We start from the raw sequence: 15,320 nt of genomic DNA on the forward strand, positions 1-15,320 counted from the left end.
TAATACAATCAACCCGCCCATCCTTTCATGGAAAGCGAGAAATCTACCCTCATCGAAATATCAGAACCAGACCCTGATACCGGCAACGAATTGAACATCACTGGTATCCTCACCATCGGCCTTGGCAAAATCAGCGGTCTGGCCAAACTTCCTGGTCCAGTTCACGCCGATATACGGGGAAAATTCACGGCGTATCTCATAGCGCAACCGCAGTCCCAGTTCCACATCAGAGAAACCAGAGCCAATACCCATTTCAGCGTCATTCTTGCTATACAGGTTGACTTCCAGTTCGGGCGATAAGATCAGCTTCTGGGTAAGCAGATATTCATATTCGACATCCAACCGGGCATTCACCTGTCCCGATTCGCCAACGAACAGGCCAGCATCCACATCAAATTGATAGGGAGAAAGACCTTTGAATCCAAGTGCCAGATAGTCGCGCGTCGGTTTGGGTTTTATATCGTGCCGCCACCCGGCCTGGAAATCCCAGAAGGGTGCAATGGCGCGGCTATAGAGAAACTGTACTTCCGCTTCTTCGGTATTGCCATCGACACGTTCCACGTCCGTTTTAAACCAGAACTTGTTCAGGTCATAACCGACCCAGGCATCCGCATCCAGGACCAGGGTATTCGGTCCGCTGGTGTTTCCGAGTTCCAATTTATCGATCATCACCTTGTAAAGCAGTGGATCATCCGCCCCACCTGCCAACGCCGTTGAGGAGAGGCCGACAAATATCACTACAGCTAGTATGCTTTTCATTTTTACTTCCTCAACTGACGATAACTGTACGGAACATCCCCGGCATGTGATACAGCAGGTGGCAGTGATAGGCCCACCCACCTTCTGCATCCACGGTCACCCGATAACTGATGCGCGAGCCCGGCTGTACAATGACCGTATGTTTCCGTGGCAAATAGTTGTTGTCTCCGGTCTCCAGGTCACTCCACATACCGTGTAGATGCATCGGGTGATTCATCATGGTGTCATTTACAAACGTGATGCGAACACGCTCGCCAAGCTTCCAGCGCAACGGCTCAGCATCACTGTGTTTAATTCCGTTGATTGACCATATATAGCGTCCCATATTACCGGTCAGGTGGAGCTCCAGTTCCCGATCCGGATCACGGTGATCATAAGTGGTGCGCAAGGCACGTAGATCTGAGTAGGTGAGCACACGCCGCCCATTGCCGCGCAAGCCGACGCCAGGATCATCAAGACGGTACTGAGGACTATCCGCCCGCATGTCCACTTGGGGACCATACTCGCTCTGGGCATGACGAACAGGCCCTGCTGTGAAATCCGACGGGTTAGATTTAGGCAACTGCGTGCCTATCTGCCCACCCCCCATCATCTGGTGTTGACCGTGATCCATACCGGGCATCATCGCCCCAGCCTGCATCTGCACCTGATCGCGCTTCATTCCGGGCATCATTTGTCCGTTGCCCATCTGATGTTGACTATGCTCCATGCCAGGCATCATGCTCTCAGTGGGCATCTGATGCTGACTGCCGTTCATACTCGCCATGTCATGTCCAGCGTCGCCCATCATATTCATGCCCATATCACCATGTTCCAGATTGGGTACGGAGTCTATTTCAGGGACAGTGGCTGTCATCGAGATATCCGGTGTCAGGGTTCCCCGGGCAAATCCTGAGCGGGCGATGTCCTGGGCAAAGATGGTGTAGGCCCGATCATCTTTCGGTTCAACAATAACGTCGTAGGTTTCAGCCACTCCCATGCGGAACTCATCGACGGCTACAGGCTCGATGTTTTGACCATCTGCCGCGACCACCGTCATTTTCAAACCTGGAATACGGACATCAAAAAAGGTCATGGCCGATCCGTTGATAAAGCGCAGTCTCACTTTCTGCCCTTTCTTGAACAATCCGATCCAGCCATCCGCCGGCGTCTGGCCATTTGTCAGAAAGGTATAGGTATGACCCGTCACATCGGAAAAGTCTCGTTCGCTCATGCGCATCTGGTTCCACATCTTGCGGTCGTTCCAGGTGACAGCCAGTCCCTTCTCCTTGAGGTCTTTCATCAGGTCTTTGTGTGTACGCTCATTAAAGTTGTAATAGTGACTGAGCTTCTTCAGTTTCGCGTATACATCGGTGGGATCTTCATCCGTCCAGTCAGAGAACATCACCACATAGTCACGATCATAGGTGAATGGATCTGGTGCTCTTGGATCAATGACGATAGGACCATACAGGCCTGTCTGCTCCTGGAAACCGGAGTGGCTGTGGTACCAGTAGGTGCCACTTTGGGTCACGGGAAATTGATAGGTGAAGGTTTCTCCGGGCTTTATTCCGGCAAATCCGTTGGCAATGCCGGGTACACCATCCATTGCACTGGGCAAAATGATGCCGTGCCAATGGATCGAGCTGGTCTCTGGCAACAGGTTGGTTACTCTCAAGGTCACGATATCGCCTTCTCGCCAGCGCAGAATAGGCGCTGGTAAAGAGCCATTGACGGTTGTGCCAATTCTTGGTGCGCCGGTAAAGTTGACGGCCTGTTGGCCAATGGTCAAATCGAAATCGGTGCCGCTCAGGGTTGATGGCCCTTGCTGTTTTAAAGCCGCAGCCAGCACGGAACCGGAACCTAATCCCATGCCAGCAAAGGCACCTCCCATAGCCAATCCCTGAACAAATCGGCGGCGCGTCAGCGTGACTCCCCTCTTATATCGAGGGTCATTATTATCAATCATGAAGCATGCTTCCTCTGCAAATCAGTGGCATAGGTAAAGCCGCTGACAAATACTCAACGAATCAATCGCATCAGGTGATTCCTGATTATTCAGCAATCACCGGCAGGAGAATCAGGACTTGGGAGGTCGAAAAAGAGAAGTCGACGGCTGGCTTACAAAGCAGTCACTTACTTGAATTAACAAGGGTTTTGAAATGTCGATTGTAGAAAGGATTGATGCCTGGGTTATTCCAAGTGCACAAGATGCACAGTGGCCGGATGAACAACCAGAATAGATGTTACCTGTGTCAGTTTCACACTGATCCTGATTAAGGATCATATGGTTAACTGCCATATCCATGTTGTGATGCAGACTCACTCGTTGATACACATCCCCCGTTTGCTCATCGAAAGCAGTATATCCTGCTATTGCTCCCTGAAAAGGAGATAGTCCCAGTAGTAGGGAGAGCATAATCGCAAGCAGTTTTTTGGAGAGACGATGCATGAGATGCAAGATATTAGTCTAATTATCCGTAAGTTCAATCAGTTCCCAGTGGACAAATGATCTTTGGGAAAGTTCATCATCCAGTGCCTGAATTATCCATTGAAAAAACAAGGGTGAGACATGGTCTGGCATGCCTCACCCACCCCGCAACATCATCCCGGTAATATCATCCAAAGCACCCTGACCCCAGCAGCGACTGTGCCCTTTGCTGCTGTGCTGGCGAAAGCACTGAACGAAGATTTTGCAGCGCATCACTCACTTTCTGCCGTGACTCCCACATTGCCTGGTGAAGGTTGTTCCGGGAAGGGCCGGTAGCGCCACCCTGTGGTGTCCACATAGCCTGATGACTGGCCTGACCTAGGGCTATATGGGCCTGGACCGCTGCAGTGTAGTTATCCCAGGCAGCCTGCTGATCCTTGGTAATGCCTAGTTCGGTTCTAACCGCTGACAGTTTTTCGGCAGGATTGGTACCCCACTGCCCCATCATTCCGGGTCCCATGGCGCCACCTTGCATCATTCCGGGACCTCCCATCATTCCAGGGCGCCCCATCATACCCGGACCCATGGGATTTTGATTACCATACCCTTGTTGCATCATCGCAGGGTTACCATACCCGCCATTCATCATACCGGGTCCTCCCATCATTCCCGGGCCCATGTGGTTTCCATATCCGTATCCCTGCTGCATCATGCCGGGACCACCCATGTAGCTGCCGGGACCGTGTGCCAGCAAAACTCCCGTAGCAGCAAGACCGGCTCCAAGACCCGCGACGAGAATTAAAGTTTTCGTGATAGTTTTCATGCTGATCTCCTTACTCTTTAAGTAATCGAGTGAGCAGTTGCTCTCTCTGTGGATTATTAAACCACTCCCATGTAGCACTATTGTTTCCACTGGCCTGACTTGGGTAGCGAACTCTTTCATTCGCCAATACTGTTACACTTCGATACAAAAAGAGGCTATTGAGAGATGGTATAACTACACGCACAGATACGGTTGGTATTCAGATATGGCCCAGATTGATCACATCCTGATAGTTGATGATGACCCCGAAATACGTGAACTCCTGACCACCTACTTGACCAAGAGTGGCTATAGGGTTTCTGCTGCCAGAGATGGCCGGCAGATGTGGCGTGAGTTTGAGCGACATCATATTGACTTGGTGGTTTTGGATGTGATGCTGCCCGGTGATGATGGACTGACACTTTGCCGCAATCTGCGCAGTCAATCTAATGTACCCATCATTATGCTGACCGCCCGAGGCGAGGAGATGGACCGGATACTGGGTCTGGAAATGGGCGCGGATGACTATCTTCCCAAGCCCTTTAATCCAAGGGAACTGCAGGCCCGCATCAAAGCCGTATTGTGGCGGGCCCGGGAGTTGTTGGGCAGCCGACCAGAAACCGGAGAGCAGATCCGGTTTTCCGGTTGGACCCTGGATACGGCGGCACGGCATTTAATCGCCGAGGATAAGGTGATCATCTCTCTCAGTGGCGGTGAATATAAACTGTTACGTATATTCCTCGACAGTCCGCGCAGGGTGCTTTCACGCGACCAGCTCATGACCCAGATGGAGGGTCGGGACTGGACACCCGACGAGCGCGCCATCGACATACAGATCAGCCGCCTGCGCAAAAGACTACGCGAAGATGCCAGGGAGCCGCAGCTCATCAAAACCGTACGCGGGGAAGGCTACGTTTTTTCGGCAAAGGTAGAAAAGAGATGAGTTGGTTACCCTACCCACGCAGCCTGTTCAGTCGCCTGGTGCTTCTGTTGCTGTTTGGCCTGGTGTTAGCCGAAGCCATTACTGCACTGGTGCTGACCAGGGATCGGGGCGAGGCGATACAACGGGTGGCCGGGATTCACAGCGCCCAGCGAATTGCAGGCATCGTCAAGATCCTTGATCAGATGTCCGCCCTGCAGCGCCAGGAGATAGTTGATGCCCTGGATGGACCGAATATGCGCATCAGCCTGTCGATCCCCCCCCAGGGGGAACAGAACCAAGCATCACCTGTCAGTGACGGCACGTTATTTCGTGGTGTCCTTCACTACTATCTGGACGATGACCGTCTGATTTACCTAAGTCAGGTAGACGGCACCACCCGGCAACATTTTAACTCAATGAATGAGTTACCGATGCGGATGGGTAGAGGGTCAGGCATGCACGACATGATGCAACGGCATATGGCCGAGGCTGGGCTGATATTGCCTTCAGAGGGTGCCAATCTGATTCAAGTTGAGCTAAGAGATGGCCAATGGGTCAGTTTTGGTGAGCAACTGCCAGAGGAGATGACTGCCTGGCCGCTTCGGGTGATCCTGGCGCTTGGCCTGGTGCTCATCACCCTGGGACTGGTTGCCTTCCTGGCGGTCAGGTGGATCACAAGTCCACTCGCCTATCTGGCCGATTCGGCCCGTGCCCTGGGACAGGATCTGCAACGCCCACCGCTAGAGGAAGAGGGACCAGAAGAGGTGCGCAGCACCCTTAGGGCCTTCAACACCATGCAGGCTCAGATACGTAAATTTGTCGATGAACGTTCGCGTTTCCTGGCCGCTATTTCCCATGACCTGAAGACCCCGATAACCCGACTAAGACTGCGCAGTGGATTACTCGAGGATACGGAATTACAAGCCAAATTCGAACGTGATCTGAATGACATGGAAGAGCTGGTGCAGGGCACGCTTGAGTTTATGCGGGATGAAACCGGCAACGAGCGGAAACAGGCGCTGGATATAAACGATTTGCTTGAGACCATGCAAATCGATGGCGAAGAGGCCGGGGCAAAGATCACATTAACCGGTCGCGCCCAAAGCGTCTTTTACTGCCACCCCGTCTCATTGCGGCGCATGATAAACAACCTTGTGGACAATGCCCTCAAATATGGGGGCCAGGCAGATATCCAGGTTGAGGATTCCAAGGAACATCTGAAAATCAGTATAACCGATGCCGGGACCGGCATTCCTGAACCCCAAATAGAGCAGGTTTTTGAACCCTATACGCGACTCGATAACTCCCGTAGCAAAAAGACAGGCGGCACGGGTCTGGGATTGACCATCGCCAAGAATATTGCCGTTGCCCATGGAGGAACGCTCACTCTGCGGAACAGAAAGGCCGGTGGACTGCAGGCGATTATTATGCTGCCGAGGTAATGGCTGTAATTTGGTGAACCTGCTATAAAAAATCACCTGAACTAATTTGTTCATGCTGAGTCTCATTTTCGGTATGCAGATGAAAATAGATTCCGATTTGAATTTGCAATCCTTGACACGTCGTTTAAAAAAATGAGATTGTGCGACCCATGACCTATACCACCCGGATGATCACTGTGTACTTGCTGGCGCTCACGCTGGCTGTATTGCCGTTTTCAACCAGTTTCGGGTTTTTCATGGCGGGCTCCGGCTTTGCCATGGCGGCAGGACATGCTGAATCCACGGAATGCAGTGACCATGCCGACGCCGCTGCGTGTCTCCAGATGTCTGATCTGCAGCAGCATGCAGAGGCTGATGATGAGTGCTGCAGTGATCACTGTGATTCATTTTCCGGTGCCCAGATCTGTACCGATATAACCCAAGAAACAGATATCCCCTTCACTGACGAATATATCGCCGCCATATCTCCTCGGGTCTCTGACCTGATACCCACACAGCTATTACGACCCCCGCTTCTCGCTTCATAATTCAAAACTTCCACCTGTTGCAGGCCGTGGTTGGCCAAGTGTTGAGATGCTCAATCTGAAAAGTGAATTATTCAGGTGATGCATCTCTGACATGAAAAATCCGAATATCCTGGTAGGCCACGTTTACCAATCGAATCAATATATCACTTCCAATTAAGTGGAGAACTTAACATGAAAAAGGAAGTTAATACGGATCGGCTTTTCCGCAGCGCGCGGCTGGCATTGCTGTTTGCGGGCGCGCTATTGACCGGCGTTGTTGTAGCCCATGGCGGAGCCACGGGTGTGGTCAAGGAGCGCATGGAAATGATGAAAGATGTCGGTGACAACATGAAGCAAGTTGGTGCAATGATTAAAGGACAAGCAGCCTTTGATTCCATGGTGATCGCCAAACATGCTCAGGCGATCAGTGATGCCGCACCGCAAATTCCGGAGCTGTTTCCAAGTGACAGTTTACATAAGCCGACAGAGGCGCTTCCAGCCATATGGGAAGAGTGGGATCAGTTCTCCGCGCTCTCAGTTAAATTGGGTGACGAGGCAAAAAAACTACAGGAAACAGCGCAGGGCAGAGATAAACGCGCCATTTCCCGGCAATTCGCAAAGTTGGGAAAAGTCTGTTCAAGCTGCCACACCGACTACCGGAAAAAAGAGGAGAAATAGGGAGAGGCATTATGAATTCACCAATCCTCATGCTGCCAGCTTTGTTGATTGCTATCGCTACTGCACCCACCACTGAGGCAACAGAGCGTGAAATTAACAACCGGGTCAAAAGCGGGGAATATATCTTTAACATGGGTGGATGTGCTTCCTGCCATACAGCCAAAGATGATCAGCCGCTGGCTGGCGGATTGCCCATGGAGACCCCCTTTGGGGTCTTCTACACGCCCAATATAACGCCGGACGAGAGCACGGGTATTGGTGCTTGGAGCAGTGCAGATTTTATACGTGCCATGACAAAGGGTGAAGCACCTGATGGCAGCCATTACTATCCCGCATTTCCGTATACCTCATACAGCAAAATGTCGCGCCAGGATCTGCTTGCACTGAAACAGTTTCTGGACAAGCAGACACCGATAGTCTCAAAAAACAAATCGCATGAGCTTGCGTTCCCGTTCAACATCCGGTCCCTCATGACATTATGGAAACTGGTGAATTTTGATGACACACCATTCCAGGCCAACAAAGAAAAATCACAAGCATGGAACCGAGGGGCTTACATCGTAAACGGCCCGGGCCACTGTGGAGAGTGCCACTCACCGCGAAATTTGCTAGGCGGCATTAAAGCAGATGAACTACTCACTGGTAACCCAGAAGGGCCAGAAGGAGAAACCGTACCCGGATTGACCATGACTAAAGACAATCGAGTCAGTCAGTGGAGCGATGAGGATCTACTGTTCTCCATTCAGATCGGTATGACACCGGATGGCGATTTCCTCGGGGGATCGATGGGGCATGTTATTGAAAATTCGACAGGAAGGCTATCGGAAACCGATTTAAAGGCGATTATCGAATATTTACGTGATACGGAAAGTTAATACGAACGGGAATTCCGCATTTACCTGGATGGTTTCGCACGAGGCCGATTCTTTACAGATAGCGTAGACAGGACAACCTATATGCACAAATTTAACATCATCATTATTGCACTATTTTTTAGTCCGGGACTGTTTGCTGCAACGGGTGAACGCCCTGATCCAGAATCGGTAATTGCCGGAAAGGGACTCTACCAGGAATATTGTCAAGCCTGCCATCAAAAAGACGGCGTCGGCGAAAAGCCTATCCCATCATTTATTGCACGCCCAGGTTATTTAACGGCAATGCCGCTGAATGAGACCTCCCATGCCTGGCATCACACGGATGAACAGATCATACACACCATACTGTATGGGCTACAAAGGACAAAGAGAATGCCCGCATGGAAAGGCGTTATTTCTGAACAACAGGCCAGCCACATTTTAGCGTATATAAAAAGCTTTTGGAGTGACCGCATACTCGGTTGCCAAGGCCCAAAACACATGAGTTGTATGTAAAAGATTGTTGGATGAAAAATAATTTCTCTTTACAACACTGTTTATCAACCAACCACCTGGACACAAAATACATGGCACATCCAACTACCACGAAACGCCTGCAGCCATATCTCTTCTTTTTCTTGGCTATAGTGTTTTCCGCTGCTTTTTCTTCCGCTCAAGCAGAATCAAATCTATCAGCGACAGACAGAGAAGCTATTGCTAATGAAGTAAGAACTGAACTGGATAGGTTAATTAATCAAGAGGGTATTCTTGATAAAGCCATTGAGCGTGGAATCGTCAACTTTATAAATAAACAACAGGCTTTAGCAAGGAAACAGCAGGAGTCGGCCAGTTCTCGTCAAGCGAAGAATATGCGAGCGGTTTCGCCTGGCGACGATCACATACGAGGCAATCCGGAAGCCACTATCAGTCTAGTCGAATACTCCGATTTTGAATGCCCTTTCTGTAAACGCTTCCACCAGTCCGCCACACAACTTGTGGATAACAATGACGGCAAGGTGAACTGGGTTTATCGACACTTTCCTCTGGATTTCCACAATCCAGGGGCACAGAAACAGGCCGAAGCGGCCGAGTGCGCCGCCAAGTTGGGCGGTGATGAGGCTTTCTGGCGTTACTCTGACCTCATTTATGCCCGAACAACATCTAACGGTAATGGCTTCCCTATCCACAAGCTTGTGCCGCTTGCAGTGGAAATTGGACTCGATGAAAAGCAGTTCAAACAATGTCTGGAAAGCGACGAAATGCGTGAACGGGTACAGCGTGATTATGAGAATGGTGTTTTGTCAGGTATCAGTGGTACACCCGGTAATATCTTTGTGAACAACAAAACGGGACAAGTGGTTGTCGCTGCTGGTGCACTTCCTGTCCCGCGGCTGCAACGCATTGTTGATGAACTTCTCAAAAGTAAAGCCCCTCCATCAAGAGGGGAATAACAGGCATGAAAAAGTACCTGCTTTTCAGTCTTGTTATTTTTCTGACTGCGTGTGAAGCACCCGATCCCGCGGCACGTCGCGCGGCGCTTCATTTGCCGCCCGAAGGCTTTGTCGGTGATGCGGCGCAAGGCGGAGCACTGTTTGTAACCAATTGCTCTTCATGCCATGGGAACGATGCCCAAGGTACTGAACAAGGACCTCCGCTTGTCAATAACGTCTATCGTCCCGCCCACCATGCGGACTTTGCATTCCATATGGCGGTCCGCGATGGCGTAAGACAGCATCACTGGGGATTTGGTGATATGCCCGCCGTACCCCAGATAACACCTGAACAAACTGCCCATGTTATTGCCTATATCAGACAAGAGCAGTCAAAGGCGGGGATCACCAGATAATCCTATGAACAACCTGGAATGCCTAACGATATGACAACGCATCGCAATCCAAAACCCAGCCTGTCAGGGCCGCACCGTGTTTGAACTTTCAGGCATAAGCGTCATCTCTGCCTTTGGAGCGGGACTTGTCTCTTTTCTTTCACCATGTGTACTGCCCCTGGTCCCTGGTTACCTTTCTTATATAGGTGGTCAATCACTCGACGAGATCAGAAAGAGTGGCGCCAATTCTAAAGAGACGCTGATCATAGTCGGTTTGAGTCTCTCCTTTATCCTGGGTTTTTCCACGGTGTTTATTGCCTTTGGCGCAAGTGCAACCGCACTGGGCCAACTGCTGCTCAGTTACAAATATGAAGCCAATATTGTTGGCGGCATTGTTATTATAATTTTTGGCCTATTCATGACGGGGCTGCTTAAATCGTCTTTTCTGCAACGCGACATACGTGTACACAGCGAATTACCCGGAGGTAAAGCGCTGTCATCGTATCTATTAGGACTTGCCTTTGCCTTTGGTTGGACGCCCTGCATAGGCCCGATTCTTGGCGCCATACTCACTGTTAGTGCAACATCCGGCGTTATCAATAACGGTATCGGCTTGTTGGCGATTTATTCACTGGGGCTTGGCGTTCCTTTCATCATGGCCGCACTGTTTACCGACCAATTTCTTCGTCACGCGAAAAAGTTTCGGAAACGCGGTCCACTTATTCACCGCATCGCCGGAATCATCCTGATCATCATGGGAATCGCGATGATTACAGGGTATTTAAGTCGCTTCTCATTTTGGCTGCTAAAGACAATTCCCTGGTTTAGCAGTGTGGGTTGATAACACCTTTTATTTCTGATCCAGATCGATAAACACCGCCTATCTGTTTAATTGCAAATTCGATCTATTTTTAACCTTAATACAGAGTGTATTGCATATGAAAACCACTGAGATCATACAAATTGTCGTTATCGGTTCAGCTCTGGTAGGAGGTGCGGCGGTTATTGCCTCCAAAGTCATGGGACCTGGCGAAAATGACGCTACTGTAGCTGTAACGGTACCCGAACTGACTACCACGGCGGTTAAAGGCGAGAAATATTACGACAAAAGTTGCATCTCCTGTCATGGTGACAATGCCAGCGGTACCAAAAATGGTCCGCCCCTGGTCCACGACATTTATAACCCCGGACATCATGCTGACGAGGCGTTCTATCGCGCGACATTGCAAGGCGTCAAACAACACCATTGGCCATATGGCAATATGCCACCCCGACCTGAAATATCGAAACGCGAAGTATCTTATATCATCGCTTATGTGCGCGAACTGCAAGAAGCTAATGGGATAGTTTACAAATCGCATCGAATGTAGACACTCCTCTCCCAAGTTGGAAATCTTGGGTAAGCACCTGATTTCATTAACTGGCCATGCAGGATGTCTCGGCGGCTGCGCTGTCGAACCAGGCCTGTTTGAAGTCGTAGGTTCGAATGCGTTATCTGAAAACGAAAAACCCGGACGCTGGGTCCGGGCTTCGTTTTGTGCTACCTGACACATAGGTTACAGACGATACCGGAGACATAGGTTACACATGACGGTATTTGGGAGGAATCTCAAATGCCCTGGAAAGAGTGTAACCGTATGGAAGAACGCCTTAGATTTGTTGCCCGTCTGCTTGACGGTGAAAAAATGGCTCCCCTTTGCCGGGAGTTCGGCATTTCCCGTAAAACAGGTTATAAGCTATTCAATCGCTATAAAAATGAAGGATTAGCAGGGCTGGAGGACCAAAGCAAACGCCCCTATCGGCATGCCAATAAATTACCCTTCCAAATTGAACGCGCCATTCTCAAGATCAAGACGGAACATAAGAGTTGGGGCGCACCTAAAATCCGCGAGAAACTGATTCGCCTTTATCCAATGATTCGGCCGCCAGCCAAGAGTACGGTCCATGCCGTGCTTGATCGACACGGCCTGGTCACACGCAGAAAACGGCACCACCCAAAGGCTCAAGGCACCTCGCTACGTGACAGTCAAACCCCCAATGGACTCTGGTGTGCCGATTTCAAGGGCGAATTCCTGTTAGGCAATCGCTGTTATTGCTATCCGCTAACCATGACGGATTACGCCTCACGATATCTACTATCCTGTGAAGGCTTGGAGTCCACCAAGGAAGTAGGCGCTTTTCCTGTCTTTGAGCGGACCTTTAAACAATTTGGCTTACCGCAGGCTATCCGCACCGATAACGGCGTGCCTTTCGCCTCGCCCAATGCGCTTTTTGGTCTGAGCCGACTCTCCGTCTGGTGGTTGCGCCTGGGCATCGCTATCGAGCGGATTCAGCCGGGACAACCGCAGCAGAACGGGCGGCATGAGCGCATGCATTTAACACTGAAGAAGGAGGCCACAAAGCCGCCTGCGTTCAATTTTCTTCAGCAGCAAGAACGATTTGACCAATTTTTAGAGGTCTACAATAACCAGCGCCCCCACCAGGCACTGGGCATGAAGTACCCCGGTGAGCTGTATACACCTTCCACCCGTGAATATCGCGTTCCCGAAGTACCTGAATACCCTTTTCATGATCGCACCGTAAAAATCACGAAGTGCGGACGTATCTGCATCGGCCGCCGAAAAATTAATCTCAGTACGGTGTTCGCCGGTCAATATGTGGGTATTCGCGAGGTCAGTGACAAAATTTGGCTTGTCAGCTTTATGAAATATGACTTAGGATTTTTTGATGAAAACGAAGAAAGGGTTGAGCCAGCGCCCAACCCTTTCTTGACCGAAGTGTTACCTATCTCTCCGGTATAAAGTGTGACCTATGTGCTCGGTACACACCTTTACCACTTGGTGGGCCATGTAGGATTCGAACCTACGACCAATGGATTAAGAGTCCACTGCTCTACCAGCTGAGCTAATGGCCCAATTTATGGGGTGGACGATGGGGCTCGAACCCACGACAACCGGAATCACAATCCGGGACTCTACCAACTGAGCTACGCCCACCATAAACTGTAAAGAACCTGGCACGCCCGGCAGGATTCGAACCTGCTACCCTCGGCTTAGAAGGCCGATGCTCTATCCGAGTGAGCTACGGGCGCATGATCGATAAAATTGGTCGGGGTAGAGAGATTCGAACTCCCGACATCCTGCTCCCAAAGCAGGCGCGCTACCAGACTGCGCTATACCCCGATAACCGGACCCCCGCCTCTTTGCGAGAGGCCGGAATGATACGCAGCCAACTCCATCGAGTCAACGAAAAATTTCCCCCACGCGGACGGCTGTGCGGTGAAATATGCAGGCATTCGCGCTATCATGCGCCCCTTCTATTGAAACTGTAGTGGAATCTCCCCCATGAGTGCAAATATCCTTGACGGCAAGGCCATCGCCGCTGATCTGCGCAGCGACATCAAGGCCCAGGTATCCCGCATGACCGAGGCTGGCGAACGTCCGCCGGGGCTGGTGGTGATTCTGGTAGGCGAGGACCCCGCCTCCCAGGTCTATGTGAGAAACAAACAGCGTTCCTGCGAGGAGGTGGGCTTTCTTTCCGAACTGCGCCGCCTGCCGGCTGATACCACCGAGGCGGAACTGATCGCCCATATCGATGAGCTGAACGGACGCGAGGATGTGGACGGGATCCTGGTTCAGCTGCCCCTGCCCGCACAGATCGACGAGGAGACGGTCACCGAGCGCATCCTGCCCACCAAGGATGTAGACGGTTTCCACCCCTACAACGTCGGCCGGCTGGCGCTGCGCATGCCGATCATGCGTCCCTGCACTCCCAAGGGGGTGATGACCATGCTGGAGCGTACCGGGCAGAAGCTGGAGGGGCTGGATGCGGTGATTATCGGCCAATCCAATATCGTCGGACGCCCGATGGCGCTGGAACTGCTGGCAGCCCGCTGTACCATCACGGTCTGCCACAGCCGCACCAAGGATCTGCCGGAAAAAATCGCCCAGGCCGATATTGTGGTGGCGGCGGTCGGTCGGCCCAACTTCGTCAAGGGTGCATGGATCAAACCGGGCGCGCTGGTGATCGATGTGGGCATCAACCGCCTGGAAGACGGCACCCTGTGCGGTGACGTGGAGTACGCCGGTGCCAGCAAGAAGGCGGCCTGGATCACCCCTGTGCCCGGTGGCGTTGGCCCGATGACGGTAGCAACGCTGCTGGAGAACACACTACAGGCGCGTGAGTTGCACGGCAGTTGATGGACTGTCAGGGCGCGGCCCCGGTCTCCGGCAGGCCGTGCCTCAGCCACTTCAAGCGGGCACGCAGCACCCGCTTCAGCAGTTGCCAGAGCAACCAGAGCGAGACCAGCGGGAACAACACCGTCTGCATCAGGAATACCACGATCATATTGATGGCGTGCTCACTGATATCGGCGGCCGCCCGGCTGAACGCGGCCATGCGTGCATCCACATCCACCGCCTTGGCAGCTGAATTGTAGACCCGCCTGGCCTGGTCCAGCAGCGATTCATCCTCCGCTTGCGGCAGATTGGGCTGCAGCTCACTGTTCACTTCACCGAGATTGCCCGCCGCCCGCTCCAGCTGTTCGCGCGACTCACTGTACTGCGGTTCCAGAAACGCCTGGTAGAAACGCTCGCCGCCAATGGCGATCAGGATGATGGAAAAACGCAGGATCAGCAGGACGAGCGCCAGACGGCACACCAGCCTGCCCAAAGCGCCGAGGCGCCGCCCGCCGGGCTGCCAGATCACCAACAGCAGCGCCAGAACGGCACCAACCGTGGTATAGGTCAGCCAGGGTGAAGCCATTACATCCAGCAGGACCCGCTGGATGCCGAACGAGGCGCTGCTGGCCAGCATGACCCAGGAGAAGCGCTCCACCAGGTCGTTGATCGGGTCCAGTATCTCACCCGGCTTGAAGTTCAGGCCGATCCCCACCGGCTCCACCGCCACCTCGGTGCCCTGGGCCACCGAAATCACCCCGTTCAACCCCCGGCTGACGGCAAATACCAGCAGCGCCCGCTTGAAACCGGCCTCGGTCTGCTCATGGCCGATCCGGTCGAGGGAGCCCTCCTGAATCAGGACCATCAGCAGTAACAACATTAGGGTGATGGCGAGTTGTCGGAAAACCGGTTTGGTCATAGTCTCTGTCGGCCTGTGCCCGTCA

General features: G+C 52.1%; 16 protein-coding genes and 4 tRNA genes. 12 read left to right on the top strand and 8 right to left on the bottom strand.

Annotated elements, in window-relative coordinates; all coding sequences use genetic code 11:
* Nucleotides 1-60: 60 nt before the first annotated feature.
* The 3 genes from ACHZBF_RS13375 to ACHZBF_RS13385 form a co-directional block, all read right to left on the bottom strand.
* On the bottom strand, nt 61-759 hold the full coding sequence (locus ACHZBF_RS13375; RefSeq protein ID WP_321528718.1) for a copper resistance protein B: 699 nt from the start codon (nt 757-759) through the stop codon (nt 61-63).
* A 10-nt stretch (nt 760-769) separates the two neighbouring features.
* Nucleotides 770-2,707, bottom strand: a complete 1,938-nt coding sequence (locus tag ACHZBF_RS13380; protein ID WP_321528719.1) for a copper resistance system multicopper oxidase — start codon at nt 2,705-2,707, stop codon at nt 770-772.
* Between the two features lie 649 nt (nt 2,708-3,356).
* On the bottom strand, nt 3,357-3,992 hold the full coding sequence (locus tag ACHZBF_RS13385) for a Spy/CpxP family protein refolding chaperone (protein WP_335342982.1): 636 nt from the start codon (nt 3,990-3,992) through the stop codon (nt 3,357-3,359).
* A gap of 205 nt (nt 3,993-4,197) precedes the next feature.
* Between ACHZBF_RS13385 and ACHZBF_RS13390 the strand changes: the two genes are divergently transcribed.
* The 11 genes from ACHZBF_RS13390 (at nt 4,198) to ACHZBF_RS13440 (ending at nt 12,999) form a co-directional block, all read left to right on the top strand.
* Nucleotides 4,198-4,914: a response regulator gene (locus tag ACHZBF_RS13390; RefSeq protein WP_273439978.1), complete on the top strand. Its 717-nt coding sequence runs from the start codon at nt 4,198-4,200 to the stop codon at nt 4,912-4,914.
* Complete coding sequence (locus ACHZBF_RS13395) at nt 4,911-6,335, top strand: sensor histidine kinase (protein WP_321528720.1); 1,425 nt, start codon at nt 4,911-4,913, stop codon at nt 6,333-6,335. The genes ACHZBF_RS13390 and ACHZBF_RS13395 overlap by 4 nt, the downstream gene beginning before the upstream one ends.
* A gap of 149 nt (nt 6,336-6,484) precedes the next feature.
* A complete protein-coding gene (locus tag ACHZBF_RS13400) occupies nt 6,485-6,862 on the top strand; it encodes a hypothetical protein (protein WP_321528721.1) in 378 nt (125 codons plus the stop codon).
* A gap of 171 nt (nt 6,863-7,033) precedes the next feature.
* The gene (locus ACHZBF_RS13405; protein WP_321528722.1) at nt 7,034-7,519 is read left to right on the top strand and encodes a c-type cytochrome; all 486 of its coding nucleotides are present in this window, start codon (nt 7,034-7,036) and stop codon (nt 7,517-7,519) included.
* Between the two features lie 11 nt (nt 7,520-7,530).
* The gene (locus ACHZBF_RS13410; RefSeq protein WP_321528723.1) at nt 7,531-8,394 is read left to right on the top strand and encodes a c-type cytochrome; all 864 of its coding nucleotides are present in this window, start codon (nt 7,531-7,533) and stop codon (nt 8,392-8,394) included.
* Between the two features lie 81 nt (nt 8,395-8,475).
* Nucleotides 8,476-8,889, top strand: a complete 414-nt coding sequence (locus ACHZBF_RS13415; protein WP_321528724.1) for a c-type cytochrome — start codon at nt 8,476-8,478, stop codon at nt 8,887-8,889.
* 11 nt (nt 8,890-8,900) lie between these two features.
* Nucleotides 8,901-9,824, top strand: a complete 924-nt coding sequence (locus ACHZBF_RS13420; RefSeq protein WP_321528725.1) for a DsbA family protein — start codon at nt 8,901-8,903, stop codon at nt 9,822-9,824.
* A gap of 5 nt (nt 9,825-9,829) precedes the next feature.
* Nucleotides 9,830-10,219 (top strand): c-type cytochrome, encoded by a 390-nt coding sequence (locus ACHZBF_RS13425; RefSeq protein WP_321528726.1) that lies wholly within the window; start codon nt 9,830-9,832, stop codon nt 10,217-10,219.
* Nucleotides 10,220-10,295: 76 nt separating this feature from the next.
* Nucleotides 10,296-11,039 carry a cytochrome c biogenesis CcdA family protein gene (locus ACHZBF_RS13430; RefSeq protein WP_321528727.1) on the top strand — a complete coding sequence of 248 codons (744 nt, stop codon included), beginning with the start codon at nt 10,296-10,298 and terminating at the stop codon, nt 11,037-11,039.
* A gap of 97 nt (nt 11,040-11,136) precedes the next feature.
* A complete protein-coding gene (locus tag ACHZBF_RS13435) occupies nt 11,137-11,568 on the top strand; it encodes a c-type cytochrome (RefSeq protein ID WP_321528728.1) in 432 nt (143 codons plus the stop codon).
* A gap of 267 nt (nt 11,569-11,835) precedes the next feature.
* The gene (locus ACHZBF_RS13440) at nt 11,836-12,999 is read left to right on the top strand and encodes an IS481 family transposase (RefSeq protein WP_335342930.1); all 1,164 of its coding nucleotides are present in this window, start codon (nt 11,836-11,838) and stop codon (nt 12,997-12,999) included.
* A 37-nt stretch (nt 13,000-13,036) separates the two neighbouring features.
* Here ACHZBF_RS13440 and ACHZBF_RS13445 read toward each other — a convergent pair.
* The 4 genes from ACHZBF_RS13445 to ACHZBF_RS13460 form a co-directional block, all read right to left on the bottom strand.
* Nucleotides 13,037-13,112, bottom strand: a tRNA-Lys gene (locus tag ACHZBF_RS13445).
* Nucleotides 13,113-13,118: 6 nt separating this feature from the next.
* Nucleotides 13,119-13,194 (bottom strand) — tRNA-His (locus ACHZBF_RS13450).
* An 18-nt stretch (nt 13,195-13,212) separates the two neighbouring features.
* A tRNA-Arg gene (locus ACHZBF_RS13455) sits at nt 13,213-13,289 on the bottom strand.
* A gap of 14 nt (nt 13,290-13,303) precedes the next feature.
* Nucleotides 13,304-13,380 (bottom strand) — tRNA-Pro (locus tag ACHZBF_RS13460).
* 162 nt (nt 13,381-13,542) lie between these two features.
* Between ACHZBF_RS13460 and folD the strand changes: the two genes are divergently transcribed.
* Entirely contained in the window at nt 13,543-14,397 is an 855-nt protein-coding gene (gene folD / locus ACHZBF_RS13465; protein ID WP_321528729.1) for a bifunctional methylenetetrahydrofolate dehydrogenase/methenyltetrahydrofolate cyclohydrolase FolD, read from the top strand.
* Between the two features lie 7 nt (nt 14,398-14,404).
* Here the strand turns inward: folD and ACHZBF_RS13470 are convergent, their stop codons facing one another.
* Complete coding sequence (locus ACHZBF_RS13470) at nt 14,405-15,295, bottom strand: hypothetical protein (RefSeq protein WP_321528730.1); 891 nt, start codon at nt 15,293-15,295, stop codon at nt 14,405-14,407.
* Between the last annotated feature and the right edge of the window lie 25 nt (nt 15,296-15,320).

Origin of the sequence: Sedimenticola selenatireducens (assembly GCF_963675335.2) — a bacterium.
GTDB lineage: Bacteria > Pseudomonadota > Gammaproteobacteria > Chromatiales > Chromatiaceae > Sedimenticola > Sedimenticola selenatireducens.

What these genes read in the sequence shown, in the direction of transcription:
- ACHZBF_RS13385 (WP_335342982.1), bottom strand. Translation starts at nt 3,992, where the DNA reads ATGAAAACTATCACGAAAACTTTAATTCTCGTCGCGGGTCTTGGAGCC.
- ACHZBF_RS13405 (WP_321528722.1), top strand. Translation starts at nt 7,034, where the DNA reads ATGAAAAAGGAAGTTAATACGGATCGGCTTTTCCGCAGCGCGCGGCTG.
- ACHZBF_RS13420 (WP_321528725.1), top strand. Translation starts at nt 8,901, where the DNA reads ATGAAAAATAATTTCTCTTTACAACACTGTTTATCAACCAACCACCTG.
- ACHZBF_RS13410 (WP_321528723.1), top strand. Translation starts at nt 7,531, where the DNA reads ATGAATTCACCAATCCTCATGCTGCCAGCTTTGTTGATTGCTATCGCT.
- ACHZBF_RS13415 (WP_321528724.1), top strand. Translation starts at nt 8,476, where the DNA reads ATGCACAAATTTAACATCATCATTATTGCACTATTTTTTAGTCCGGGA.
- ACHZBF_RS13425 (WP_321528726.1), top strand. Translation starts at nt 9,830, where the DNA reads ATGAAAAAGTACCTGCTTTTCAGTCTTGTTATTTTTCTGACTGCGTGT.
- ACHZBF_RS13400 (WP_321528721.1), top strand. Translation starts at nt 6,485, where the DNA reads ATGACCTATACCACCCGGATGATCACTGTGTACTTGCTGGCGCTCACG.
- ACHZBF_RS13380 (WP_321528719.1), bottom strand. Translation starts at nt 2,707, where the DNA reads ATGATTGATAATAATGACCCTCGATATAAGAGGGGAGTCACGCTGACG.
- ACHZBF_RS13440 (WP_335342930.1), top strand. Translation starts at nt 11,836, where the DNA reads ATGGAAGAACGCCTTAGATTTGTTGCCCGTCTGCTTGACGGTGAAAAA.
- ACHZBF_RS13375 (WP_321528718.1), bottom strand. Translation starts at nt 759, where the DNA reads ATGAAAAGCATACTAGCTGTAGTGATATTTGTCGGCCTCTCCTCAACG.
- folD (WP_321528729.1), top strand. Translation starts at nt 13,543, where the DNA reads ATGAGTGCAAATATCCTTGACGGCAAGGCCATCGCCGCTGATCTGCGC.
- ACHZBF_RS13395 (WP_321528720.1), top strand. Translation starts at nt 4,911, where the DNA reads ATGAGTTGGTTACCCTACCCACGCAGCCTGTTCAGTCGCCTGGTGCTT.
- ACHZBF_RS13470 (WP_321528730.1), bottom strand. Translation starts at nt 15,295, where the DNA reads ATGACCAAACCGGTTTTCCGACAACTCGCCATCACCCTAATGTTGTTA.
- ACHZBF_RS13390 (WP_273439978.1), top strand. Translation starts at nt 4,198, where the DNA reads ATGGCCCAGATTGATCACATCCTGATAGTTGATGATGACCCCGAAATA.
- ACHZBF_RS13435 (WP_321528728.1), top strand. Translation starts at nt 11,137, where the DNA reads ATGAAAACCACTGAGATCATACAAATTGTCGTTATCGGTTCAGCTCTG.